Here is a 21,960-nt window from a genome sequence, read left to right on the forward strand (position 1 = left end):
GAAATTCAAATGAATATCCATAAGTGAATACAGTATGGAGAATGGGACTGAAGGACGAAGGACGCGAAAGGTGGCTACTGGGATGAAGTATGGTGAAAATACTAAGTTAGTTGAGGAAGTTATCGAGTATATACAAAAAAGAAGCTTATTTGATAGGAATGATATAAAGTTACATGAATTATTACATGACATTGAAATGATTCATGATTTTGATAAAGCACAGGAATTGGCTTGGTCTCAAGATTTGGATGTTACCCAAATCGTTTGGGATGATATGAAATCGGATGAAAGTGCAAAATTATTAGAAGGAACTTATAACCCTAATATGGAATCAAAAAAAGAGATGTTATATGAAGTTTTTTCTGATAACTATAATTATTATCAGGCGTTTATTTCTATTGATCATATAAATATTCTTGAAGAAGTAGAAAGAGACCTTGAGATGTGTGCACTAAATCGTTTAGTAAATGGAAAAGTGGATAATTTTTATCCCGCATTAACGGGCAGTAAGACCGCCACCTCAAAATTCAGCGAGAGCAAAGAAGTTAGGTGGGGGATCAACTGCCCGTAAAAGCCCGATTGGTTCAACTAATAATCAGTGGGGATGAACAAAACCCCCACTGATTAAAGTTTCACTTTATGAAAAGGTATTTAAGGTGTATAAAATGGGAGGATGGCCTTGTGGATGGAAAGGTGAGTACATGAAAGGGAAAATGATTGTCTACTTACCAAATGAAAAATGAAGGCTTACATACCGACATACTTTATGAATTTCATGAAATCTATTGCGAAACGATTATAGAGAGATGACAGGCGATACGTTTAAATATCTTGATAGTTTAGGAGGAATTATTAAATGATTAATCTATTTAATATTCCAGATTTGATAGAAAAGTCAGCAGCGAGTGATATTGAAATTCAAGCAGTAGAAAATCGTATGAATGTTACATTACCTAATGTATATAAGGAATTATTGAGATGTACAAATAGCTTTTCAATCGGTAGTGGGTTACTTATTTATGGTACGGAGCATATTGCAGAAAGGAACGAGGTTTTGGAAGTAGATGAGTATGCGAGGGGGTATGTCTCAATTGGTGATGACGGTGGGGGTAATGTATTTTTAATGGCTCAACATGCAGAGGAAAAAGAGGTGGTAGTAATTGATTCTGGGGACATGAATCCAAGCCATGCTACTGTAATTACCACTGATTTTAAAAAATGGGTAAATAGTGGTTGTGTAAGTGAAATAGAACAGAAAACGATACATAAGTCGTCTGATATTTGTAATATAGTGTTAGTGAAAACTCCTAGTGAAGGTTTGAAAGATGTAATAAGAATAAAGAACGTATTAGGGCTTGAGATTTCCGCAATTGATTTGCTAAAGGGTTCAAAAAATCTGCCTTATATATTAGTAGAGAGATTTCCATACGGGAAGGCGAAAAAACTCATTGAAAAATTAGCAATTGATAGTACTATACTGAGTATAGAAACTACTGGAAAAAACAGTTAATATCAGAGGGTAACTTTCATACGAATAGAGAAATCGATATGGATCCAAGGGAGTAAATAGGGAGAGTTAAAAATGATTATAAATGATGCAGTTTTTGGTGAGATTGAGTATACATATGGATGGGTTAAGGACATTAACGTTGAATTTTGTGGAAAAGAAGTTGAAATAGCATTGATAGTAAAAGGTGAAGAAGACGGTAAGTTTGATGAAGGACAATATACTGCTTATAATTCATTATTGCAAAATTGGGAACAATTGCAGCAAGTTTTTTTACAAGCAATTTTAGACTATTACAAGCAAGAGCGTCAACAATTAGGGTATGATATTGGATTTAATGAAAATTATCCGTATATCGAAACTATTGACCAATTACTTAGGAGAATCACTTTAGTTGGAATTGTAGTCCCATATGGAGATATTCATGAAGAGCGAGATATTGGGATAACTTTCGATTGTACGTGGGATACAGAGAATGGACTAGGAATACGTCTACTAAATGAAAAAGTAGCTGAAGTGGGGTATCAAGACGTTGCCATATGAATTTTAATCTAAGGAGTGAAAAAGTAGTATGAAAGAATTTGAGGAAAAGTTTAGTGAATTGCAAGCTGATATGATATCTATATGTATGGAATATGTTGAAGATAGAGCGGATAAAGTGTACGTTTATGCTTCGCGTGAGGAAGGAATTATTTCGGGAAGTTTCTTTTATTGCATTAACAATAAGTATGTAGAATGTCATAAAGTAAATGATGCATTGGAAGATGAAGGGGGAAGATATGATGTGTCTACCAAAAGACAGTCTATGGCATTGCGCATTATATGTGAAGATATTGAGAAAATTGAAGAATTATGCAAAGGGTATGAGCGTGACATGCCAACTGAGATGAAATTGATATATGATGTTCAAAGTGGCAAGTTTAAAGCTCAATATAAGTATGATTTAGTATATACGAATGATGAAGTTAAAACAGCTAGCCATATTGCTGATGAGTGGTTTGAGGAAGTGAAAAATAATAACCTTTAAAAGGGGTACAGTAATAGTTATATTTTAGTTAAATAGATAATGAGTGGGAGGAGAAAATGGAGAAGTCAGTATTAGAAAAAATAGAATTAGTTAAGGGTATTTTAGGTAATGATCCATTTTGTTTGCTTATTGGTGAAATTGTAGAGGTAGAAAAAAAGATTGATGAAAAATTAGAAGAAGGCTCTTTGAAAGATTATAATTTTATTATAAAAAAATATGAAATGTTGAACGGTGGAGTAATTACTATATATGGTCATCTAAAACGCGAAAGTATTCAATTTTATACGGAGGACATGCCTGGCGGTGCTGATAATTGGATTTGTATAGGGAAAATTGAAAGATATCCATTGTTTATTAATAAGATGAATGGAGAAGTTTCTTGTTTGTATGGAGAATTAAGTAATCAAAATTTTATTATTGAGTCATATGGTGATTTTAATAATTTCTTACAACATTTTTATGTAGGAAAAAGATATTGTGAATTAGGTAATAAGTTTGTTCAATTTGGAGGAATTAGTGAAACCGTAGGAAGCAAAGAGGATGATTGGTATCAGTTATTAGAAAGTAATGGTTTATTATGATAGATTAATTGAACGTATTATGAACATAATGATGTGAAAATATGTGGAAAATTATAATAATGATGTTATAAAAAGGTGGAGAAGTCAATGGATTTTAATGAGCGAATATCAACTTTATATAAAATGCGTTTTCTAGAGAATGAAGGGGATGATATTGAAGTTTTTGAGGGTATTCTCAATGAATTAGCGAATGAAGGGACAAATGATATAATTCCTGATCTATGTATAATTTTTGAGGATGATATGGCTGTGCCATCAGCGGGTGACTACCTTATTGAAACGATTTTTTATATTGCTGAACATTCCGGGGTAGAGGAAGGGCTATACAAATTAGCTATTAGTATTCCTAAAATGTTACCTCATGCAGAATTCTGGGCGGAAAGAATTCATCGGACACTTTTACATTCAAAAGGTTTAGTCGTATCGTATATGAATGTTTTAGAAAATATAAATAGTTCAACAAAGCAAATAATTAAAGGAATTCTTCTTGAGATAAGAGAGGACGACCCAGATTTATATTTAGAACAAGTAAATTCAATCTTAGGGAAATTGTGATAAGGAGATACTATGGAAAAGATAAGTGATTTTATATGTTTCGAAAAGTCGTCACAAGAGATTGTTGAAAAGTATACAGGTAAAGTTCCTGAACAAATAATAGCTTTATGGAAACAATTTGGATTTGGAAGTATGTTAAACGGATATTTAAGGTTGATAAATCCAGAAGAATACTTAGATATATTAAAGGAAAGTTATATCCGTTATGAAGAGGCTATCCCGGTTTTTACAACAGGTATGGGAGATATTCTTGTGTGGGAAAATAACTATTTATTATTACTTAAGTATCGAAAAGGTACGGTAGATGTAGCAGGTGGAAAATTTAAGTTTTTCTTTAAAAATACGAAAGATGACTATTTTTTAGAGAAAGTATTGGATTGGATGCCTTACAAACAGGCAATACACAGGTACGGAAGCCTTGAAATTGATGAATGTTTTGGTTACACACCGTTACTTCCATTAGGTGGATCAGAAAAAGTAGAAAACTTACAAAAGGTTAAACTTATCGAGCATGTTTATTTCATTACTCAATTTATAGGTCCAATAGAATAATGAACGAAGAAACTGGAGGCAAGATAAAGAGGCTTTCAGATTTATTATTTTGACAAAAGGATATTACTGTAAGGGAGTAAAGTAAATGAATGTAGAGAACGTGGAAAGTATTTATCAAAAAGTAGTTATGCAGTTAAACAGTATTATTCCAGAACCGTGGGAAAAAGTAATGGTATATTCAGAAGTTGATGAATATAGTGATTCGACGGTATTTTTCTACTATCCAAAAAATAAGTAGGAACCGATATACAGTTTAGATATTGAAGATATGGAAGGGATTGATGAAGATGAGACTGATCACCAATTAAATCTTCTTGACAGTATCTTTAGAGAGTTATGGGAAGAATTTAAAAGAAATAAGAAGGAACCATGGACTAATGTAACATTTGAGTTATACTCTACTGGTAAGTTTGATGTTGAATTTGATTATACTTTATTAGAGGAAGAAAATAATTATAATCATTATGAGAGATTACTTATATGGAAGTATAAAAAGTTAGGAGTTTCTCCTGATGAAAAGAGAGAAAGTGATGTGAAACTAATTAGAGAATATATTCATACACAAAAATGATCTTTACTAGGGTTATAGATATAAGGTGTTTGAAAATAGATATCCTATGATAGCTGTCCTATCATAGGGTAGGTGTCTCATTTTTTACTGTATCGAATATCTCATCTCATACGTTTTTATACTTATTATCTATGGTTACACACACCTCATCGTTTACTCTTGCCAACAACCTATTTTCCTCAATGATTCTCACCGAATCATCTTTCATGTATAAATTAAATCGAGCACGTAATTCCTAGTTTGTTTCAGGAAATACGCTTCATTTCATAACAAGTCATTGGCAAATCCCAATAATCAAAATTTGGAAAATTAAAATAAAATGTTAAAGTATGTAATTATTTGTTTTATAATGGAATTGTGTTTTGGTAAGAATATTTTAAATGTTTGTAATCTAAATCAAACAGGAGGTTGTAAATATGGGGAGGAAATATGTAATTAGGATTCTAGCTTTACTCTCTGTCATATCTCTTTTCTTTAACTTAATGTTACCAAAGGCTAGCGCAGAAATTGAAAAGATTCCATCATTGAAAACAACAGCAACAAACAAAGCTGATGGCGGAAAAGAGATGCATGCAAAGGAGTCTATCACGATCCAAGACAAAGTAGAGTACACTAACTTAGTTGTTGGTAAAGAGTACACTGTAAAAGGTAAACTAATGAATAAAGTTATAAATAAGCCATTATTAATTGAAGGAAAAGAAGTAACAGCTGAGACTAAGTTTACAGCAAAAGAAACGAATGGTTTTGTAACATTAGACTTTCCTTTCGTTGGTGCAGAACAACAAGGAAGAGAAGTGGTAGTGTTTGAAGAACTATATGAAAATGGTGTTTTAGTGGCAACTCATGCTGACATTAATGATGTAGGGCAAACGGTTCGATTCGTAGAACCAACAATAAAGACAACAGCAACAAACAAAGCGGATGGTGGAAAAGAGATGCATGCAAAAGATTCCATCACAATTCAAGATAAAGTAGAATACAAAGATTTGATCGTAGGAAAAGAATATGTTGTAAAAGGTAAACTAATGAACAAAGTGATGAACAAACCATTATTAATTGATGGAAAGGAAGTAACAGCAGAGACTAAGTTTACTGCAAAAGAAAAGAACGGTTTTGTAACATTAGACTTTCCTTTCATTGGTGCAGAGCAGCAATGAAGAGAAGTGGTAGTATTTGAAGAGGTATATCAAGACGGTGTTTTAGTGGCAATTCAATCTGACATTAACGATGTGGGGCAAACGGTTCGATTTGTAGAACCAACAATCAAAACAACAGCGACAAACAAAGCAGACGGTGGAAAAGAGATGCATGCAAAAGATTCCATCACGATTCAAAATAAAGTGGAATATAAGGACTTGATCGTAGGAAAAGAATATGTTGTAAAAGGTAAATTAATGAACAAGGTTATGAACAAACCATTATTAATAGATGGAAAGGAAGTAATAGCTGAGGCTAAGTTTACAGCAAAAGAAAAGAATGGTTTTGTAACATTAGACTTTCCTTTCGTAGGTGCAGAACTACAAGGAACAGAAGTAGTAGTGTTTGAAGAGGTATATCAAGACGGTGTTTTAGTGGCAATTCAATCTGACATTAACGATGTAGGGCAAACAGTTCGATTCGTAGAACCAACAATCAAAACAACCGCAACAAATAAAGCGGATGGTGGAAAAGATATGTATGCAAACGAATCTATCACGATCCAAGATAAAGTGGAATACAAAGACTTAATTGTAGGAAAAGCATATGTTGCAAAAGGTAAACTAATGGATAAAGCAACTAAGAAACCTTTACTAGTAAATGGTAAAGAAGTAGCAGTAGAATCTAAGTTTACGGCAAAAGAGAAGAATGGTTCTATCACACTTGATTTCACATTTAATGCTTCTAAACTACAAGGTAAAGAAGTAGTAGTATTTGAAAAACTATATCAAGATGATATTTTAGTAGCAATCAACGTTGATATTGAAGATGCGGGCCATACAGTGAAGTTCAAAGCGGAAAATTTAGGAAAACCGCAGCAGGAAAAGCCGCACTTAGAACAACCTAAAACAGGAAAAACGTCAAAAGCTGGAACATTACCAGCTACAGGTGGAAATACGTCCTTTATGTGGTTCTCAGTCGGAGCCGGTCTTTTGGTATTAACTCTTGGAGCAATATTATTTATGAAACGTAGAAATGCATAATAATTAACTAGTCTTTTAGACAGAAGATATGGATAGGAAATATAGTCATAAAGAAGGGCTCTCTTTTGATTCGTTTTTTCAAAAGAGGGTCTTTTCTTAGTAACATGCTGGTTGGTAAACGAAATGTTACTAAGGAATATATGTATAGAACTAGATACAAGTAATAGTTGAGAAAAAAACATTGTTATTTTACTAATGGGCTTGATGTATGATTACAAAAATTAATGAAAAATGGCGTTGAAGCAGCATTTGACTTTAATCGAGAGAATACTTGTAAATAAAATAGAATTCAGCCGTTTTTCTAGTATAGGGGGGATAGTTTGTGGAAAAAGATGAAATTGCAAACTTATTAGACAGTATGTTAGATAAAGAATTAGAGGATTTAGATTCCCCTTCAGATAATGATTGGAGGGAACTGGAGAAAAAATTTGGATGTCAATTTCCTAAAGAATTTAAATGTTTTATTGAACTAATGTCTGAATATGTATTTCCAGGGGATATTTTAAATGTTTCTAGTGGTAAGACGAACGGAAATGATACTATTGAATTTATTTATGATTATGAAATGAAAGAAGGTTTTTGGAAAAACGAATTAATCCCTTTTTATAGTATAGGTAATGGAGATTACTTTTGTCTTCATTCAAAAGAGGGCCAGCAAACGGGAGTTTATTTTTATTTTCATGAAGAGAATTGTGTAACTAAGGAAGCGGATAATTTTGAAGAATGGTTAAATCAATTACCAATTTATTTGAATTAATAACTAAAGATAGATTTGTATTCTAGAAGTTAATTCTTTTATTAAACTATAAATTTTTTGAAACTCATCAATAAACTCTACTCAAAGTATGGAGGGAAATAAATGTCATTAGAAAAAAAGATATTTATTTTAAAAAGAATACGTTTTCTGGATCATGAAGATGATAGTATTGAGCTATTTGAGGAAATCTTAAATGAAATATTGCAAATGGCAGATAATAAAGTAATTATTGATTTGTGCAGTGTATTTCATGATGAAATAGATGAACCTTCGATTGTTGGTGATTTAATTGAATCGATTTTTTATATAATCGAAAAAAATGGAGTTGAAGATGGTTTAAGTAAACTGATTGAAGGGATAAGCATTGTTTTGTCACAAGCTAAATATTGTGCTAAAAGATTCTATAGAAGTCTTCTAGCTTCAGATGATTTTATTATTCCATTTATTAATGTATTGAAGAAGGCTAAAACTACAAATAAAGAAGACGTTATTAAAATTTTGAAAGAAATAAGTGAGAAACAACCACAACAATATTTTGAAAAAGTTGATTTGATTTGTAAAGAGGTTATTTAATACTTTAATTATAAAATAACTCTAAAGTTTGCGTGTAGGATCATGAAAATAGCTTTAATATGTTTCATTAAAATATCAATCTAGATAAATCATATGGTTAATACTAGCTAGAGTGGCTTCGAAAAATATTTGAATAGCACGCCAAAAGCAATGGGCAATTTGAAACCAATCCTTGTAATGGGGCGTACTATTGAGGATTACTTTGTGTAATTCTAGCCTAGAAAAGGATTGAATATTTATTAGAAGGTGAAGTTATGTGGAGAGAGAAGATTAGTCATATATCCAAAATAAGAGAGAAACGAAATCGAAAACTCAATTTACCTATCAACGAAAAGGAGTTATCAAAATTTCGTAAATCTGTAGTAGAAAAATTTGGTGAAGATGTCCTGCCACAGCAGTACTATGAATTTTTACAAACAGTTAATGGAATTGAATTTAATGGATTAATAATATATGGGATTGATCAAAGTTTTTTAGATTTTAAGCCAATAAATCAGGTAGATAGTTTTTTTGATGCTAATGAAATATGGGAATCAATTAAAGACGAAGAGGAACTGATTTTTTTCGGAGATTCAGATATAGCTTGGTATTGTTATAATGTTTCCAAAAAGAAATTTGTTGAACTAGACAAGCCTTCAGGCGAGCATATGGAAACTTTTTGCGATTTTGATACTATGCTTAAATCTGCTCTCTCAGCAGCACTTAGCTAAATGTATAGTAGTCAATGTCTAACTGTTTAATCTAGATGAAAATAGTGCAGGGGGATTCTATGGAAAGTAAGGGAAAAGCGATAAAAATCTATGATTTCATTAAAAAAGGGGATATAGAACAAGCGAAAGAGATCATTATTACTGATAAAAGTTTGCTTGATTTTGTAACGCCTTATGGAACGTGGCTACATGCTGCAGCTAGAGCTGGTGAACTGGATATGATAAAATTTCTTGTTGAATCTGGTATGGATATTAACCTTAATGAAGGTGTACCAAAGTCAGCGCCTATTGCACATGCAGCTAGTGAAGGTGAAATTGGTATTGTAGAGTACTTATTTGATAATGGTGCAATATTAGATGTTAGTGACCCAAATAGAAATCCTCTATTCTCAGCGATTTATGGTGGGCATCTTAATATTGTAAAGTATCTTGTTCAGAATGGTATTGATAGTACTGTAAAGTATACAGGGGATACTATGAAAGAGATGGGAGCTTACGAATTTGCTATTGAAAGAGGAGAAGTGGAAATTGCTGAATATTTAAAAATGTAAACTTGAGATGGAAGGCATATATTGATGTAATAGAAAAGTTGAAAACTAATGATCATATTAATTTAATTATCCAATTCATTTAAAAGGAGAAATTTATATGGACTATCAATCTGAGGTTAAGAGATTATATAGTTGTAGATTTTTAAAAAATCAATCGGAATGTGAAGAGTTTGACAGTGTATTAGAAAACTTAGCAGATTGTGATGATGAGAAGCTTATTAAAGAGTTGTGTATAGTATTTGAGGATGAAACACAAGAGGAAGAAGTTATGTTTGGTCTAGTTCATTTTATTGAAGATTTTGAAATGGGAAAATATCTAACAGAGATGCCTAGAGCTTTACCAAAAATGGTTGAGAGTGCAAAAGAGTGGGCAATGCTACTAAACATAAGAATTTTAAATAATGATTTATATAGAAGTGAGTATGCTAAAGTACTTGTAGGAATGAATCATGATATACAACTAACGATAATTAATTTACTTAATGAAATTATTGCTGATAACCCTAAAAGATTTGAGAGGACTGCCAATGAGGTTCTTAGTCAATTACAAGGAGTTCATAAAAATAAATAAGAATTGTAGAACTACTGTATTATAGATAAAACTAAGAACACCCTAGCGAAGAGCTAGGGTGTTTGTGTTATATAGTTTCACCATATGCTTCCGAATTAGGAGCAGGAGTAATCAACGAACCTTTTGTAGCGTTTCCTATAATAGAATGAAAGTGTTTAACGTTTAAATATAGGAAGAAAAACAATTAAGCTTTTATTTTATTTAAAATGGTTACTCTATTAGTAGTGAATAATAAATAATTTTGTTTTACTGTCTTAATTAAAATACGATCAGTTGTACCATATGCTGTTCCAATTCGAATTGCGCTTTTTTCTTCAACACCAGCATATGTATTATCTTCCGTTACCTCAGTGATTTCACATAATGGAATATGAATTTTAGAGAATTGCCATGAAATAATTAGTTCATCTTTTGTTTTTTCAACATGAATACCTAACATATTACCAGAACCTTTCTATAATAAAATTTTACTCGTACTATTTTATTATACAAATTTATAAATTTTATTTCTATTTTTTTACAGAGAGTATACAATTAACAACGAGAAAATGTTCATTATTACTTTCATTCCTATTATAACGAATTCTACAATAGAAAACAGAACGTATATTTGGTATAATCGAAATATACTATATGAAACGATGTACATGAGTTTGAGATTTATGAAAAAAGGTAAGTAATACATAATAATACATACGCTATAGGATTCAGTTCATGTTATACAAATCAATCGTTAGAAAGGAAAAGAAGTATGAATCAAATTTCATTCGAAGATTTATTTGAAGAAGAAAACAAACCAGAAAAGGTGGAGGTAGCTGAGATTTCCGTACTTTTATCGCCCTTACAAAAGGATATTTTAGAATTAATTAATTGTGAAGAAATAAGTGCACTTGAGTTATGCGAACAATTAATACGAGCTGGTAAAATATCAGATGAAAGATTCACAACGAATAAGCCTAAAGCATACGGGCAAGTATGCTTACTATTAGAAGGGTTTGTTAAAGAAGAAAAGCTTATTTTTGTCAAAAGTGATGAGAAAAGAGATAGAGTATATAAATTGAAAGACGAAGATTCTAACGAATAAAATGTATAAAGTATAGTAATGAAATATGGAAGTCCTCATATTTGTGTTGAAAGATTATTTTCACATAAGCGTGGGGATTTTTTTGAGGGAGGATGTATGAAAGATTGGGAGTATAATGAATTATTTCATGCAATTCGGGAGGCGTATGAAGAGTTATTAGATGAAGAGAGAGGGGATCGATATGCTATAGCAAAGCTAGCGGATGAATTTGATAATTTAGGAAAGATTGAAGATGTTATCGTTGATACTGCCATAGGAGAAATAGCAGTCAATCATCATATGGTTTTTGTTGGGCGTGTTAAAGGTATAACAAAGAGGCTAAGTATGTTTAATCTTCAAGAGGCAGAAGGTGAATTGACAGTAGAGGAAATAAAAGATTTATCGATAAAAATAAATAATGTAATAGAAGAATTAAAAAATATAAAGAGTGATTATAAATTTTTGGTTGAATAATTCATGTTTCTGCAAATGTAAGAGACATAGCTAAACAAGAGAATAGAAATCGCTGCATACATAAAACGTAAGATGGATGAGAGATAATAAAGGTTGGAAAAAGAATAAGACTAAAATAAAGAAATTAATAGTCATATGGTTATCAAAAATAAAAAAATTTATCTTATAGATAGTAAAATGGTTATTACTATATTACAAATAACCAACTTTTGGTTTATTTTTTATAGGAAAACAAAAGAGTAATCGTAAAGACTACTCTTTGATTTTTTTCTTTTCTTCCTTTTCAATTTCGGATACGGATTTTTCAGGGTCTTTTATAAGGTTTCCTAATTCCCCGGAACAGTCAAATTTATCTTCGAAATTTTCAGTAGTACTAATACGAGCTACAAAATCTAATTGTTGGTCATTATTTATATACCCTTTTAGTCTAGGTATGCCCATAGGACTAGTTTCGTGTTCTGTAAATGTAATAGATTTAACATCTTTAACATTATAATGAATATATTTTGCTACTCTTGTTTCTTGTACTTTCCAAAACTTTTCCTCTTCTTCTTTATGTTTTAAGTATTCCAAAGTAAAAAATCCTCCTGCCATGAGTAACAAAGCAGATACGCCCAAAATAACTACTTTCTTCATTGGAAATCTCCTTATGAAAAACTTACGATTGCATTCTTCTTAAAATGGGGTAGGGAAGACAAGAGTAGTGCAGAGACTATTCTTATTTCTTTTCTTTCTCTTCCTTTTCAATTTCGGATACGGATTTTTCAGGATCTTTTATAAGTTTTCCTAATTCTCCAGAACGTCCAAAATGATCTTCAAAATTCTCTGTGGTACTAATACTTGCTACAAACCATAATTCTTGATCACCATTTATATATCCTTTTATAGTAGGGATTCCCATCGGGTTCACCTCATGTTTTGTAAACGTAGTAGATTTCACATCTTTAATATTATAATGAATATATTTTTCTACCCTTGTTTCTTGTGTTTTCCAAAACTTTTCTTCTTTTTCTTTATGTTTTAAGTATTCCATTGTAAAAAAAACTCCTGCTATAATACAAATAATGGATAAAATCATTACTTTCTTCATAAAAAATCCCCTTATAAAAAACTTACCATTGCACTCTTCTTAAAATAGGATACAGAAAATAAGAGTAGTGCAAAGACTACTCTTGATGTTTTTCTTTCTCCTCCTTTTCAATTTCGGATACCGATTTTTCAGGGTCTTTTATCAGTTTTCCTAATTTCCCAGAACGCGTAAATTGGCCTTCAAAGTTTTCAGTTGTACTTATACGAGCTATGAAATCTAATTCTTTATTATTATTTATATAGCCTTTTAATCTAGGGACTCCCATAGGACTTACACTCTTTTCTGTAAACGTAATCGATTTTACATCCTGAATATTATAACGAATATACTTTTCTACCCTTGCTTCTTGTACTTTCCAAAACTTTGCCTCTTCTTCTTTTTGTTTTAAGTATTCCATTGTAAAATACCCTCCTGCTATAATACAAATAATGGATAAAATAATTACCGTTTTTTTCTTCATAGAAAATCCCCTTGTATTTAAATATAGTTAAAATATACCATGAAACGAGTTGAAACATATGGGTGAATTTAAAAAGAATCCAATTGCGACAGATGAAAATTATTTCGAACTAGCAGATCAAGTTTATGATGACCAAGTTTTAGAAAAAGGTAAAGAAATAAAAATGGCAGATGGTAAAAAGTGGGTAGTTATAGAATCAATTGATGCAGATTGTCAAAAAGTAAAAAATGGATTAGAAGCTATCGCAGTAGTACCAGCAGACAAATATGATGAAAATGCAACACATTATGATGATATAATCCTAGCATTTCGTGGGACAGAGCCTAACCAATTAGCAGATTTCGAAACAGATATCGATCAGATTACGTTTGGAATTAAAACACATTCTAAAGTAATTACTCCAAGTAACAGTCAAACTATAAAACCTGATTCTGAAACATCATTTGATACTGGATTAAAATGGGCAAAAAATGACATCGTAGCAAAATATAACCCTTCTTCTCTTCATACTACTGGACATAGTAAAGGTGGTGCAGAAGCGGACCTTATCGCTGCAGAATTAGATTGTTATGCAACTACATGGGCTGCACCGAATCCCTATGGTGTACTAAGTCCTGAAGCAAAAAAACGAGTAAATGAAGGAAAAATGGAAAATAAAGCAACTGATTATACACATGAAAATGACCCGATTGGTAACCACACTCAATTCGGTGCACCTCTAATTGGTAAGCAATACACAGTGAGACAGAACGATACAAAACAAGGACTTTTTACACGTTTAACTATGGACGGACACGGCAGAGATACATTTAAGGGATCCTTTCATTCAAATGGAAGTCCCCTATTAAAATTAGAACCTGAAGATATTATAAGACAAGCACAAAAAATTCAAATGCTCAGTAATCGATTATCAGATATAGCAAAAAATATAGAAGAGTTTCAAAGAAGAGAGGCTGAAGCGGTTCAAAAGTTGAAAAGTCAATTAAAATATGAAACAGGGCCAGGTGGGAAATATCATCTATTAGAAGCCTATGAAATAGATGAAGCCATCTCACGAATTGCCAAAACGAAAGAAGGTGGAAATGACTATTTTCACGATGTATACATGGCAGAAGAATTAATTCATCTTTTAAGAAAAGAACAAAAAAGTTTAAGTAGATTTGGGGACGAAATTAGTGATGCAGCAAATTCACTTAGGGATAAAGATAATCAATTAGCGGGGAATTTTCAGTTTAGATAAGGAGAGAATTATATGATGGGTTTTATGGAGGAAATTAAAAAGATAGAAAAGCAAATCGAAAGTGTTACAGGAGATTTAGCGGATCAGGTTGTTGAGGAGTTACAAGCTGCTAAAAAACAGATTGAAAGAGAAATGCAGCGTATGATGTTAAAAACAGAAGTAGGGTTTAAATCAATAGACATTATAAAAGAAGATACATATGCTCTTCAAAAAAACATAGGGGCATTTCATGAATTACAAACAAGTCTAAGAGATATAGCAGCAGAATTAGAGAAAAGTTTTGAAAGTAAAACCGGCAGTAAAATCAATGAAGAATTAAAAAAATATGAAAAACAAATTAACAACAACATTTTTAATGAACATGTTCACTTAGCAAACAGTTGTGGGAAAAAATAAGAGAAGAGGAAAAACTAAAGATAGTTTCTATTGCTTTAATTTACTGAAAGAGATGCAATATGTAAATGCGAGATTTGGATTGAACAGAAAAGTGTGTCTGGTGATAAGTTATATGAATGAATAGATAATACAAATTGTATAGAAATATATGAGTTCGTTGAAGGTGAGAGTGAATTAAGGGGAAAGGTTAAAGAAGGAAATAGATGTATTCATAGGAAGGATGCAGTTATGAATCAAAAAAAGTTAGAAATGGCTTTTAAAAGATATAGCAAAAATTTTGTGGATGGAATCAAATTTGAAGATGTTAAAGATAAGTATAATGTCAGTAAAAATAAGATTGAGAAAATTGTTGAGCAAAATGAAACAGAGAAAGATCACATCTTATTAATAAATTTAAGCAAAATTTTCTCATATCACTTGTCACTATGGAAAAACGATGTATTGATAAACGATGGAAACAATGTAGAAGGATTAAAGAACATGCAGAAAGTCTTATTTTACCAGTGCATGGGACAGGATCTCTATACAATCAGGTATCCAAAGATGATTTTGGGATATACGTTTAGAGAAGTCGCCCTCACAATAGTTCATTTTGCAATGTATGGATGGGAGAAAGAAGAGAATATATTATATGATTTTATGGTTCATCACTTCTGTGGACATTTAATAGATGCTAATGAAGAGAATAGACATATTTGGTTTTTGCTAGAGCTGTACTTGCAGTATAAAAATAAAACCATCATGGGAACAAATCAAAAATTGCACTTAATCGTGAAAAATAAGTTTAAGGAAGCTAAGCTGCGATGCGATTTAATTCCTGAAGACCTTAACATGTATGATGAAGTGTTGGGACGTTGGGCGACTGATGATTTAGAAGAAATAGAACATCTAATTTCAATAATGGCTCAGTATCATTCTGCATTAGTTTCTGAAATCGGACAACTAGGTGAATTTGGCGATTTCAGATACGGGTTTTATCCTGTTGAAATCTTATTTTTAATTCATGTAAGGAAACAACTAGGGTTGCCAGTACCTACTCAAATTGATAATTTTCTGATGAATACTCCAGAAGCGAGAATGGTATTTGGGGAACGTGAGCCATATCCTGAATGGGATCCTGTGCTTCAGATGATTGATCAATTTTATCGTAAAAACTATCCGGAATATATTCCTAACAAGCATGGAGAATTATTTTAATAAAAAAGGAGGAAGCTAATATGCATAATCAAGGTATAGCGCAGAGTATATTTCCTGATAGCGAGGGTTTGGAAACGTTTTTGAAGGAGCAAGGAGGTTATGGCTTACATGAAAATCTATTAAAATATGGTTTGATGACGAAACTGTTTTTATACGTTGACTATAAAGGTGAGCAATATCAAAAAATTGTCAACTTTATGCTTGATTACGAATTTACAAACCAAATTGAATTAGCGACACAAGAAGAACTCGAGAAATTAGAAGCATTTCACTATGATTATTTACCTGAAAAGATTGAATTGGCCAACAAAATACTGTCACCAAAGGGGTATGGACTATTTTCATATCCTAATTCGGGCGATTTTTTCGCATTATTCATTGCGAAAATAGAGGATATAATAAAGTTTCTGCAAGAAGAAGTGCTGTTTGATGATAGAATCCCTTTCCAAGAAAGGTGCATTAAGTACTATAAATAAACTTAAGATAATGCAGTTTTGAAAGAGACACCACATTATCCCTATGATATAGTACGTTATCAAGAAGAGTAAATGTAAGAATCTACAGTGATATACTTTTAGACTGTAGTTTTTTTATTTGTGCGTAATTAATACATACTGTGCAAAATGAAAAATAACTAAGGGGATCTGTTAGTTCATTAGGCGATTGAGTAGTGAATTTAAAAATCAGAAAAAATATGTATTTAAATGTTAAAATTATATATTATGGATAGCATACGTTATAAACAAATATTAGAAAATACCTCTCATTACATGTAGAAATTACGTAATAAAAATAGAAGTATATTACGATAAAAACTTACTTTTACATAACAGCTTAACCATTAGCTAATATTGTAAAGGAGGATTGAAAATGTTAAATGATGTGTTAACGAAGGAGTATATAATACAGAATGGCCTTGAGTTTGAAGAGTGTTTAGAATATGGGGGACCTTATGGGCTAGGAATAGTAGAGTGTGCAGATGATGGTAAAGAAAAATTGTTTACTGGCTTAGCTTATGATGTCTATGAGAATGGAAATATAGAATGTTATTTCTATGTAGAAAATGGTGTTAAACAAGGAGAGTATGTGGAGTTGTATATGAATGGAAATATAAAAAGAATCAGCAATATGAATAGAAGCACGGTTGAAGGCTACCATGTTGAATTTTTTCAAAACGGAATGAAGAAGCATGAGTCTGAATGTATTGCGGGACGTGAAATGACTTTTAAAAAGTATGATGAACAAGGGAATATTGTAGAACAAAAAATAGAACCAACTGAATTCGATATATTATATGCGGAAAAATTCAGTAGCGGTTTAAACAAGTAAGAAGCATTACATTAAGAATATTGAATATTGATAAAATAACAAATTGTAATTCGATTGAGAGATAGTCGTAGAAAGATATATAGGAAATGTGAAGAGGTATCGAAATATAGAAGTATGTTTATGGCGCGAACAAACAAATATAAATGAGAAAAAGACTTGAGGAGATTCAGTGGGGTGGTAGGAGATGAATAAAGTAGAATGGAGATCACCAGATAAGCCTTTATTGCGAGAAAATGTAAAGAATGTGGAAAAAGAGTTGGGCATTCATTTTCCTTTAGATTATATAGAATGTGTAATGAAGAATAACGGAGCACATGTTAGCCCAGAAGTATTTGAAGTTGAGGGGAAGAGAAAAGTTTTTGGTACATTACTAACTTATGATATGGATGATGATGAAAATATTATTGAGGTATTCTATGACTACAATGACACATTACCGAGTGCATTGGTGCCATTCGCATTTGATCCAGCAGGAAATTTAATTTGCTTTGATTATAAAAATCATGAAGAAGATCCAATTGTCGTCTTTTGGGAACATGAGGGGGCATGGGAAAAGGAAACATTGATGGAAAGTGAAGGGATTACGGCTGAGGAAGCAGAGGAAGTAGCGAGAGAAAATGTATTTTTTGTAGCTAATAAATTTACGGAGTTTTTAAATAAGTTACGTGATTAATAATATTATCCATATAAAATGGTTCGTATAAATGTAAGCAGCAATAAAAGGAGGGAGAATGATGGAATTAGAGGATCTAAAAAAAGATATTTGGTATGGAAAAGTTTCTAATCATACAATTGAAACTCTTAAGTCTAACTTAAGGGATAGTACAACAGAGACAGAATGCTTTATTTTAATTAACGAATTGTTAAAGTTAGGTGATTTCTCCGTAAAGGGGTTACTAATTGAACTTATGAATAGTACTGGAAATGAGCTTGTTTTGCATTTATGCACTAGACTATTTTGTTCAGTAGCTACTCACGATGATTTATTAGAAACGAATAATTTGAAATTCCTTTCAAGTGCTTCAGAGGATGGAGTTCATAATTTTGTAGTAAGTGCTGGTGAAACTCTTTCGTATCATGTAGTACCATATCTTTTAGCGTTACTAGAAGAGTGGGAAGATACCTTTGTTGAAAAAGCTATAAGAAATGAACTTTCATGGATGCTTGGAATGGAGGACGAGTATTATGAAGTATCGTTAGAAGAATTTAATGAAGCTTATTTTGGTTTTATCGAAAATAACGATACGCAAGAATACTATTATCGTAATAGACTATCTTTTCCTGGAGATTTGGCAAAGGAGTTAGTTTCGGAAGTTATGAGTTCTTTAAGAGATCGAACTACTTATAATGTTGTTACTATACCTTCCGTTTTATCAATTTGGAGTGGAATCAAATGTCCTATTCAATACGATACGATAATAACAAATGAAAAAAATAGAGAGTTGATGTCATATATTGATGTTCTAACAAAGAAAGAATGGAAGATTGGTAAAAAGTATTTTTATGGACATGTAGTCGTATAAGAAAACGATATATGTGATGAATATAAAACATTCTATGGCATACTGTTAAGGAGTGATTTTTACTTTAACGGAAAGCTTTAATAGAAGGTATTTTTTATGTGGAAAAGTAAAAAAACAATTAGTAGCCCAATTAAATCTTAAAAGATATAAACACATTAAGAAGGTGAAAAAATGATACTACCAGAGGATTTTCGGGAGAAATGGGATGTTAATAAAGATGGCCCACTCATTACATTTCCTGAAAAAGAATTAATAAACAAAAACTTTTCAGCTGAAGTGAAACGATTTTTGTCTATAGGAGGCTTACCGGAAACACCGCCACCATATTTAGAATTTACTTCATCTCAGTCTTTCGTAAGGTCTATTATAAATGTATTTCATATGCCAGAAGAGTTTCGAAAATATTGGTATTTAGGAACAACAAGTTCTGGAGATCCAATTTGTATAATTGAAAAACAAGAAAAAATAGTATTTCTAAGTAATAGTGATGCGTATAAAGAAGTGTTTATGAATTCTTCTATACAACAATTTGCAGCATGTTTATTAGTATATTCAAAAATGATTGATAAGACAGTAGACATAAATGGTGAGGATGCCTTTATCGATAATAATATACCAGAGTGTACAATAAGTTGGTTGAAGGAAGAATTGAAAAAAATTGATGATAAGTGTATGGAAAAGGGTTCTTTTTGGTGTATTGAAATTGAGAGCTTATATGAATAAGTGGAAGTGAAAAGGGGATATTCCGGTATTTTTATAGTTGTAAAAAGTTATTCTAAAAGGGGTATGTTGGGTGAATCATAGACGCAAGAAAAAGAAGCCGAAACAAATAAGAAAAGAAGCTGTTCAGATAAAACCGATAGTAGAAGAAGAAAAACCACTAAAGAAGAGTAGTAACAAGTTGGTTGACATTCTCCTTGGTATTCTTCTTTTCCCAATTCTTATATGGGCTGTCTTGGAAGGTTGTACAACACAAGTAAGCAAAGGGAAGACTTTCCTTATTATCGTTTTCTTTCTCTTAATTGCAGTAGGGTTATCTATGATAGGAGACAAATAAAGGGGGAGTTCAGATGTTTAAGAAGAAGGAGAAAAAAAACATTTACGTTAGACTTGTAAACACACAAGGGGAAATCATTCGAGAGTTTGATTGTACAGAAAAAGACTTGCGGAAAGTAAAAGAAAATGGTGCTGAAATTCGTGTGGTTGGAGATAATTCATATGAGATGGTAGCAACCGATGAACAACTAGAAAAACTAGCAAGAGCCGAAGCGGAAATCGAAGCAGAAATTAAGGCGTGGGAAGACGCTTTAAATAAGAGTTTGGATGAACGCGAAGAAAGAGAAGCAAGACAAAAAGAATTGAAAGAAAAGAATAAATGGAGTACAAAGAAGAAAGTAATCGTATTTGGACTGATATTCTTTGTATTTATTGGATTACCTATTATCGAAGGGTATCAGAATAGTAAATTAGTTGAAGAAGGTACATCATTACATGCAGAAATAGTAGGTAGGCATGTAGAGGAGGAATTCATATTTACACACCCAACATTAGTAGTTGAGGTAGATGGTAAAAAGCATAATGTATGGGTAAGTGAGGAGACATATAACGGAGCAGAGTGGTTAGGTAGACTAAAAGTCATCAAAACAAAAGATGGTAAAGTGGAGAAAGACCCTAGATATGAAGGCGAAGACTTAATCACGAGTTATTAAGGGACTAGATAAGGGTAGAAGGAAATGGTTCACTAGTTGTTTTAAATAATGTAAGTGGAAAGACTCAATTTGAGGAATTTGAACGCGGGTCGTTTACAGAGGTTTCGAATAGTTTAAATGAGTTAATTTCTAGTTTGAGGTTACAAAAATAGTAAAGTGAAGAATGTTTATATGAATTATAGACCGGCTAGATGGGGTGGGAAAGTGGAATATAGTGGAATGGTTTCAGTTTGGTTTGGAATTTCTAAATCACTCCAAAATCTTGAGGATTATGTCGATATAGATTACACGATAGATGGTGATTCAGTTCATTCAAAGTTTGGGACGAGCTTTGAATTCGGTTATTATGATGAAGATAATATTGAAATTTGTTTTTATGAGAATAATAAAAGGGAAGTTGAACATATTTTAAGTGATTTTTCTTATAGTGAACGAATTATTCCTAAAATAAAAAAGCTAGTAAATGGAGATAGTTTAGCGAACGATATTAACTTTGTTATTGTTCTTTATGATTTTAAATATAATGAAGCGAAAAGAGAAGATATGTTTGATGGTTTAGAGGTTACATTTATTGGTTCTATGCCGTACAGGTAGTTTGTACAGAGTTGCTAATTTGTACTATAAGCATTTCTATGAAGAAATCAAATACAAGGTAATTGAAGGAGGTTATCAGAATATTACTTTTTAATTTCAATACGTTTCAATAAACGCCTGTATATTACTTTAAAAATAAAAAAGCTGATTCACTGATGGAATTTATGATAAAGATCTATCGGGACAGTGAATATTTTGAAGATGAAAAAAAGAAAGGATAATCTCTTTTGGATACTATAGAACATTTAAATCGATTATATGATAACCGTTTGCTAGAAAATGAAAATGAGATACAAGAGTTTAATGAGTCATGCATACGAGTGATTGAGTGTAACGATGTTTCTATTATTCCAGATTTATGTTTAGTCTTTGATGATGATACTGAACAACCTGAAGTGATGTTTAGTTTGATTCATGGGATAGAGGGCTTATATGAAAATCATATAGAAGAGGGATTGAAATGTATTGCTACAGCTACTCCATCGATGATGAGCGGCGCTAAAGACTGGGTAGAGATTATACATTACAGAATACTTAATGATCCCCAAATAAGAACGGTGTATGGAAAAGTACTTTCGCAATTTGATTTATCCATTACAAGTAGCATTAAAGAACTATTATTGGAAATAAAAAATGAAGATCCTGATATGTTTAGTAAATCTATTAATGAAGTCATTGAGCTTATCTAATAGTCGAATAATCTCAATAAAAAAGGGTGTCAATCTTTCTCGAATTGACACCCAGATACGA

Annotated in this window: 30 protein-coding genes and 4 pseudogenes; 30 read left to right on the forward strand and 4 right to left on the reverse strand. The window is 31.7% G+C overall.

All coding sequences use genetic code 11. The annotated features are described in order from the left end of the window. Window positions 1-82: 82 nt before the first annotated feature. The 15 genes and pseudogenes from ABH961_RS16395 (at window position 83) to ABH961_RS16465 (ending at window position 10,135) form a co-directional block, all read left to right on the forward strand. Window positions 83-571 (forward strand): hypothetical protein, encoded by a 489-nt coding sequence (locus ABH961_RS16395; protein WP_002096458.1) that lies wholly within the window; start codon window positions 83-85, stop codon window positions 569-571. Between the two features lie 79 nt (window positions 572-650). Beyond that, a pseudogene (locus tag ABH961_RS16400) lies at window positions 651-743 on the forward strand (cytoplasmic protein); the annotation flags it as partial. A gap of 113 nt (window positions 744-856) precedes the next feature. Beyond that, on the forward strand, window positions 857-1,510 hold the full coding sequence (locus tag ABH961_RS16405; protein WP_098069151.1) for an SMI1/KNR4 family protein: 654 nt from the start codon (window positions 857-859) through the stop codon (window positions 1,508-1,510). A gap of 72 nt (window positions 1,511-1,582) precedes the next feature. Next, window positions 1,583-2,050, forward strand: a complete 468-nt coding sequence (locus tag ABH961_RS16410; RefSeq protein ID WP_048566031.1) for a DUF2004 domain-containing protein — start codon at window positions 1,583-1,585, stop codon at window positions 2,048-2,050. 28 nt (window positions 2,051-2,078) lie between these two features. After that, window positions 2,079-2,534: an immunity protein YezG family protein gene (locus tag ABH961_RS16415; RefSeq protein ID WP_098069150.1), complete on the forward strand. Its 456-nt coding sequence runs from the start codon at window positions 2,079-2,081 to the stop codon at window positions 2,532-2,534. 56 nt (window positions 2,535-2,590) lie between these two features. Further along, the gene (locus ABH961_RS16420) at window positions 2,591-3,115 is read left to right on the forward strand and encodes a hypothetical protein (RefSeq protein ID WP_098069149.1); all 525 of its coding nucleotides are present in this window, start codon (window positions 2,591-2,593) and stop codon (window positions 3,113-3,115) included. A gap of 87 nt (window positions 3,116-3,202) precedes the next feature. Continuing rightward, window positions 3,203-3,670 carry an Imm30 family immunity protein gene (locus ABH961_RS16425; protein WP_098069148.1) on the forward strand — a complete coding sequence of 156 codons (468 nt, stop codon included), beginning with the start codon at window positions 3,203-3,205 and terminating at the stop codon, window positions 3,668-3,670. A gap of 12 nt (window positions 3,671-3,682) precedes the next feature. After that, window positions 3,683-4,222, forward strand: coding sequence for a T6SS immunity protein Tdi1 domain-containing protein (locus ABH961_RS16430; protein WP_098069147.1), 540 nt, complete (start codon window positions 3,683-3,685; stop codon window positions 4,220-4,222). A gap of 85 nt (window positions 4,223-4,307) precedes the next feature. Then, window positions 4,308-4,793: pseudogene (locus ABH961_RS16435) on the forward strand (immunity protein YezG family protein). 416 nt (window positions 4,794-5,209) lie between these two features. Further along, window positions 5,210-6,973, forward strand: a pseudogene (locus ABH961_RS16440) (VaFE repeat-containing surface-anchored protein). Window positions 6,974-7,295: 322 nt separating this feature from the next. Continuing rightward, complete coding sequence (locus tag ABH961_RS16445; protein WP_000409723.1) at window positions 7,296-7,730, forward strand: SMI1/KNR4 family protein; 435 nt, start codon at window positions 7,296-7,298, stop codon at window positions 7,728-7,730. 102 nt (window positions 7,731-7,832) lie between these two features. Further along, the gene (locus ABH961_RS16450) at window positions 7,833-8,303 is read left to right on the forward strand and encodes an Imm30 family immunity protein (protein WP_046957988.1); all 471 of its coding nucleotides are present in this window, start codon (window positions 7,833-7,835) and stop codon (window positions 8,301-8,303) included. A 254-nt stretch (window positions 8,304-8,557) separates the two neighbouring features. Next, window positions 8,558-9,013 (forward strand): YrhA family protein, encoded by a 456-nt coding sequence (locus ABH961_RS16455; protein ID WP_048544690.1) that lies wholly within the window; start codon window positions 8,558-8,560, stop codon window positions 9,011-9,013. 59 nt (window positions 9,014-9,072) lie between these two features. Next, the gene (locus tag ABH961_RS16460) at window positions 9,073-9,564 is read left to right on the forward strand and encodes an ankyrin repeat domain-containing protein (protein ID WP_000444063.1); all 492 of its coding nucleotides are present in this window, start codon (window positions 9,073-9,075) and stop codon (window positions 9,562-9,564) included. A gap of 97 nt (window positions 9,565-9,661) precedes the next feature. Beyond that, window positions 9,662-10,135 (forward strand): Imm30 family immunity protein, encoded by a 474-nt coding sequence (locus ABH961_RS16465; RefSeq protein WP_098069143.1) that lies wholly within the window; start codon window positions 9,662-9,664, stop codon window positions 10,133-10,135. Window positions 10,136-10,319: 184 nt separating this feature from the next. On the opposite strand, the gene ABH961_RS16470 is transcribed toward ABH961_RS16465, so the two are convergent. Further along, window positions 10,320-10,574 carry a SunI/YnzG family protein gene (locus tag ABH961_RS16470; protein ID WP_000900620.1) on the reverse strand — a complete coding sequence of 85 codons (255 nt, stop codon included), beginning with the start codon at window positions 10,572-10,574 and terminating at the stop codon, window positions 10,320-10,322. 312 nt (window positions 10,575-10,886) lie between these two features. Between ABH961_RS16470 and ABH961_RS16475 the strand changes: the two genes are divergently transcribed. Next, complete coding sequence (locus ABH961_RS16475) at window positions 10,887-11,219, forward strand: DUF3895 domain-containing protein (protein ID WP_098079956.1); 333 nt, start codon at window positions 10,887-10,889, stop codon at window positions 11,217-11,219. A 96-nt stretch (window positions 11,220-11,315) separates the two neighbouring features. Then, a complete protein-coding gene (locus tag ABH961_RS16480) occupies window positions 11,316-11,672 on the forward strand; it encodes an Imm3 family immunity protein (RefSeq protein WP_098079954.1) in 357 nt (118 codons plus the stop codon). Window positions 11,673-11,924: 252 nt separating this feature from the next. On the opposite strand, the gene ABH961_RS16485 is transcribed toward ABH961_RS16480, so the two are convergent. The 3 genes from ABH961_RS16485 to ABH961_RS16495 form a co-directional block, all read right to left on the reverse strand. Continuing rightward, the gene (locus ABH961_RS16485) at window positions 11,925-12,308 is read right to left on the reverse strand and encodes a DUF1433 domain-containing protein (protein ID WP_000758183.1); all 384 of its coding nucleotides are present in this window, start codon (window positions 12,306-12,308) and stop codon (window positions 11,925-11,927) included. 82 nt (window positions 12,309-12,390) lie between these two features. Continuing rightward, window positions 12,391-12,762 carry a DUF1433 domain-containing protein gene (locus ABH961_RS16490; protein ID WP_048544696.1) on the reverse strand — a complete coding sequence of 124 codons (372 nt, stop codon included), beginning with the start codon at window positions 12,760-12,762 and terminating at the stop codon, window positions 12,391-12,393. Window positions 12,763-12,838: 76 nt separating this feature from the next. Continuing rightward, entirely contained in the window at window positions 12,839-13,222 is a 384-nt protein-coding gene (locus ABH961_RS16495; protein ID WP_046957991.1) for a DUF1433 domain-containing protein, read from the reverse strand. 58 nt (window positions 13,223-13,280) lie between these two features. On the opposite strand from ABH961_RS16495, the gene ABH961_RS16500 reads away from it, so the two are divergent. The 13 genes and pseudogenes from ABH961_RS16500 (at window position 13,281) to ABH961_RS16560 (ending at window position 21,899) form a co-directional block, all read left to right on the forward strand. Next, window positions 13,281-14,462, forward strand: a complete 1,182-nt coding sequence (locus ABH961_RS16500; protein ID WP_404519670.1) for a cytoplasmic protein — start codon at window positions 13,281-13,283, stop codon at window positions 14,460-14,462. Window positions 14,463-14,474: 12 nt separating this feature from the next. Next, a complete protein-coding gene (locus tag ABH961_RS16505; RefSeq protein ID WP_048544701.1) occupies window positions 14,475-14,858 on the forward strand; it encodes a hypothetical protein in 384 nt (127 codons plus the stop codon). A 228-nt stretch (window positions 14,859-15,086) separates the two neighbouring features. After that, window positions 15,087-16,055: a hypothetical protein gene (locus ABH961_RS16510; RefSeq protein ID WP_060487696.1), complete on the forward strand. Its 969-nt coding sequence runs from the start codon at window positions 15,087-15,089 to the stop codon at window positions 16,053-16,055. Window positions 16,056-16,075: 20 nt separating this feature from the next. Continuing rightward, window positions 16,076-16,531, forward strand: a complete 456-nt coding sequence (locus ABH961_RS16515; RefSeq protein WP_404519672.1) for a DUF6630 family protein — start codon at window positions 16,076-16,078, stop codon at window positions 16,529-16,531. Between the two features lie 394 nt (window positions 16,532-16,925). Further along, complete coding sequence (locus tag ABH961_RS16520) at window positions 16,926-17,384, forward strand: toxin-antitoxin system YwqK family antitoxin (RefSeq protein WP_097858647.1); 459 nt, start codon at window positions 16,926-16,928, stop codon at window positions 17,382-17,384. A 184-nt stretch (window positions 17,385-17,568) separates the two neighbouring features. Continuing rightward, entirely contained in the window at window positions 17,569-18,057 is a 489-nt protein-coding gene (locus ABH961_RS16525; protein ID WP_098802428.1) for an SMI1/KNR4 family protein, read from the forward strand. Between the two features lie 61 nt (window positions 18,058-18,118). After that, the gene (gene imm47 / locus ABH961_RS16530; RefSeq protein ID WP_142330331.1) at window positions 18,119-18,907 is read left to right on the forward strand and encodes an Imm47 family immunity protein; all 789 of its coding nucleotides are present in this window, start codon (window positions 18,119-18,121) and stop codon (window positions 18,905-18,907) included. A gap of 171 nt (window positions 18,908-19,078) precedes the next feature. After that, window positions 19,079-19,630, forward strand: a complete 552-nt coding sequence (locus ABH961_RS16535) for an SUKH-4 family immunity protein (protein WP_048544719.1) — start codon at window positions 19,079-19,081, stop codon at window positions 19,628-19,630. Window positions 19,631-19,700: 70 nt separating this feature from the next. Beyond that, window positions 19,701-19,964 (forward strand): hypothetical protein, encoded by a 264-nt coding sequence (locus ABH961_RS16540; protein ID WP_048544721.1) that lies wholly within the window; start codon window positions 19,701-19,703, stop codon window positions 19,962-19,964. A 13-nt stretch (window positions 19,965-19,977) separates the two neighbouring features. After that, window positions 19,978-20,616 carry a hypothetical protein gene (locus ABH961_RS16545; protein WP_098069135.1) on the forward strand — a complete coding sequence of 213 codons (639 nt, stop codon included), beginning with the start codon at window positions 19,978-19,980 and terminating at the stop codon, window positions 20,614-20,616. Window positions 20,617-20,624: 8 nt separating this feature from the next. Then, window positions 20,625-20,768: pseudogene (locus tag ABH961_RS16550) on the forward strand (SecY-interacting protein Syd); the annotation flags it as partial. A 19-nt stretch (window positions 20,769-20,787) separates the two neighbouring features. Continuing rightward, window positions 20,788-21,210: an immunity 22 family protein gene (locus ABH961_RS16555; RefSeq protein ID WP_048544725.1), complete on the forward strand. Its 423-nt coding sequence runs from the start codon at window positions 20,788-20,790 to the stop codon at window positions 21,208-21,210. Window positions 21,211-21,437: 227 nt separating this feature from the next. Next, window positions 21,438-21,899, forward strand: coding sequence for an Imm30 family immunity protein (locus ABH961_RS16560; protein ID WP_098069134.1), 462 nt, complete (start codon window positions 21,438-21,440; stop codon window positions 21,897-21,899). Window positions 21,900-21,960: the final 61 nt, after the last annotated feature.

Origin of the sequence: Bacillus sp. RC251 (genome assembly GCF_044908765.1) — a bacterium.
Taxonomy (GTDB): Bacteria; Bacillota; Bacilli; order Bacillales; family Bacillaceae_G; genus Bacillus_A; species Bacillus_A wiedmannii.

Coding starts and splice junctions, on each gene's coding strand:
- ABH961_RS16500 (WP_404519670.1), top strand. CDS start 13,281: ATGGGTGAATTTAAAAAGAATCCAATTGCGACAGATGAAAATTATTTC.
- ABH961_RS16485 (WP_000758183.1), bottom strand. CDS start 12,308: ATGAAGAAAGTAGTTATTTTGGGCGTATCTGCTTTGTTACTCATGGCA.
- ABH961_RS16455 (WP_048544690.1), top strand. CDS start 8,558: ATGTGGAGAGAGAAGATTAGTCATATATCCAAAATAAGAGAGAAACGA.
- ABH961_RS16465 (WP_098069143.1), top strand. CDS start 9,662: ATGGACTATCAATCTGAGGTTAAGAGATTATATAGTTGTAGATTTTTA.
- ABH961_RS16490 (WP_048544696.1), bottom strand. CDS start 12,762: ATGAAGAAAGTAATGATTTTATCCATTATTTGTATTATAGCAGGAGTT.
- ABH961_RS16450 (WP_046957988.1), top strand. CDS start 7,833: ATGTCATTAGAAAAAAAGATATTTATTTTAAAAAGAATACGTTTTCTG.
- ABH961_RS16545 (WP_098069135.1), top strand. CDS start 19,978: ATGTTTAAGAAGAAGGAGAAAAAAAACATTTACGTTAGACTTGTAAAC.
- ABH961_RS16425 (WP_098069148.1), top strand. CDS start 3,203: ATGGATTTTAATGAGCGAATATCAACTTTATATAAAATGCGTTTTCTA.
- ABH961_RS16470 (WP_000900620.1), bottom strand. CDS start 10,574: ATGTTAGGTATTCATGTTGAAAAAACAAAAGATGAACTAATTATTTCA.
- ABH961_RS16505 (WP_048544701.1), top strand. CDS start 14,475: ATGATGGGTTTTATGGAGGAAATTAAAAAGATAGAAAAGCAAATCGAA.
- ABH961_RS16395 (WP_002096458.1), top strand. CDS start 83: ATGAAGTATGGTGAAAATACTAAGTTAGTTGAGGAAGTTATCGAGTAT.
- ABH961_RS16510 (WP_060487696.1), top strand. CDS start 15,087: ATGAATCAAAAAAAGTTAGAAATGGCTTTTAAAAGATATAGCAAAAAT.
- ABH961_RS16495 (WP_046957991.1), bottom strand. CDS start 13,222: ATGAAGAAAAAAACGGTAATTATTTTATCCATTATTTGTATTATAGCA.
- imm47 (WP_142330331.1), top strand. CDS start 18,119: ATGGAATTAGAGGATCTAAAAAAAGATATTTGGTATGGAAAAGTTTCT.
- ABH961_RS16420 (WP_098069149.1), top strand. CDS start 2,591: ATGGAGAAGTCAGTATTAGAAAAAATAGAATTAGTTAAGGGTATTTTA.
- ABH961_RS16515 (WP_404519672.1), top strand. CDS start 16,076: ATGCATAATCAAGGTATAGCGCAGAGTATATTTCCTGATAGCGAGGGT.
- ABH961_RS16405 (WP_098069151.1), top strand. CDS start 857: ATGATTAATCTATTTAATATTCCAGATTTGATAGAAAAGTCAGCAGCG.
- ABH961_RS16480 (WP_098079954.1), top strand. CDS start 11,316: ATGAAAGATTGGGAGTATAATGAATTATTTCATGCAATTCGGGAGGCG.
- ABH961_RS16520 (WP_097858647.1), top strand. CDS start 16,926: ATGTTAAATGATGTGTTAACGAAGGAGTATATAATACAGAATGGCCTT.
- ABH961_RS16535 (WP_048544719.1), top strand. CDS start 19,079: ATGATACTACCAGAGGATTTTCGGGAGAAATGGGATGTTAATAAAGAT.
- ABH961_RS16410 (WP_048566031.1), top strand. CDS start 1,583: ATGATTATAAATGATGCAGTTTTTGGTGAGATTGAGTATACATATGGA.
- ABH961_RS16555 (WP_048544725.1), top strand. CDS start 20,788: ATGAATTATAGACCGGCTAGATGGGGTGGGAAAGTGGAATATAGTGGA.
- ABH961_RS16430 (WP_098069147.1), top strand. CDS start 3,683: ATGGAAAAGATAAGTGATTTTATATGTTTCGAAAAGTCGTCACAAGAG.
- ABH961_RS16415 (WP_098069150.1), top strand. CDS start 2,079: ATGAAAGAATTTGAGGAAAAGTTTAGTGAATTGCAAGCTGATATGATA.
- ABH961_RS16475 (WP_098079956.1), top strand. CDS start 10,887: ATGAATCAAATTTCATTCGAAGATTTATTTGAAGAAGAAAACAAACCA.
- ABH961_RS16460 (WP_000444063.1), top strand. CDS start 9,073: ATGGAAAGTAAGGGAAAAGCGATAAAAATCTATGATTTCATTAAAAAA.
- ABH961_RS16525 (WP_098802428.1), top strand. CDS start 17,569: ATGAATAAAGTAGAATGGAGATCACCAGATAAGCCTTTATTGCGAGAA.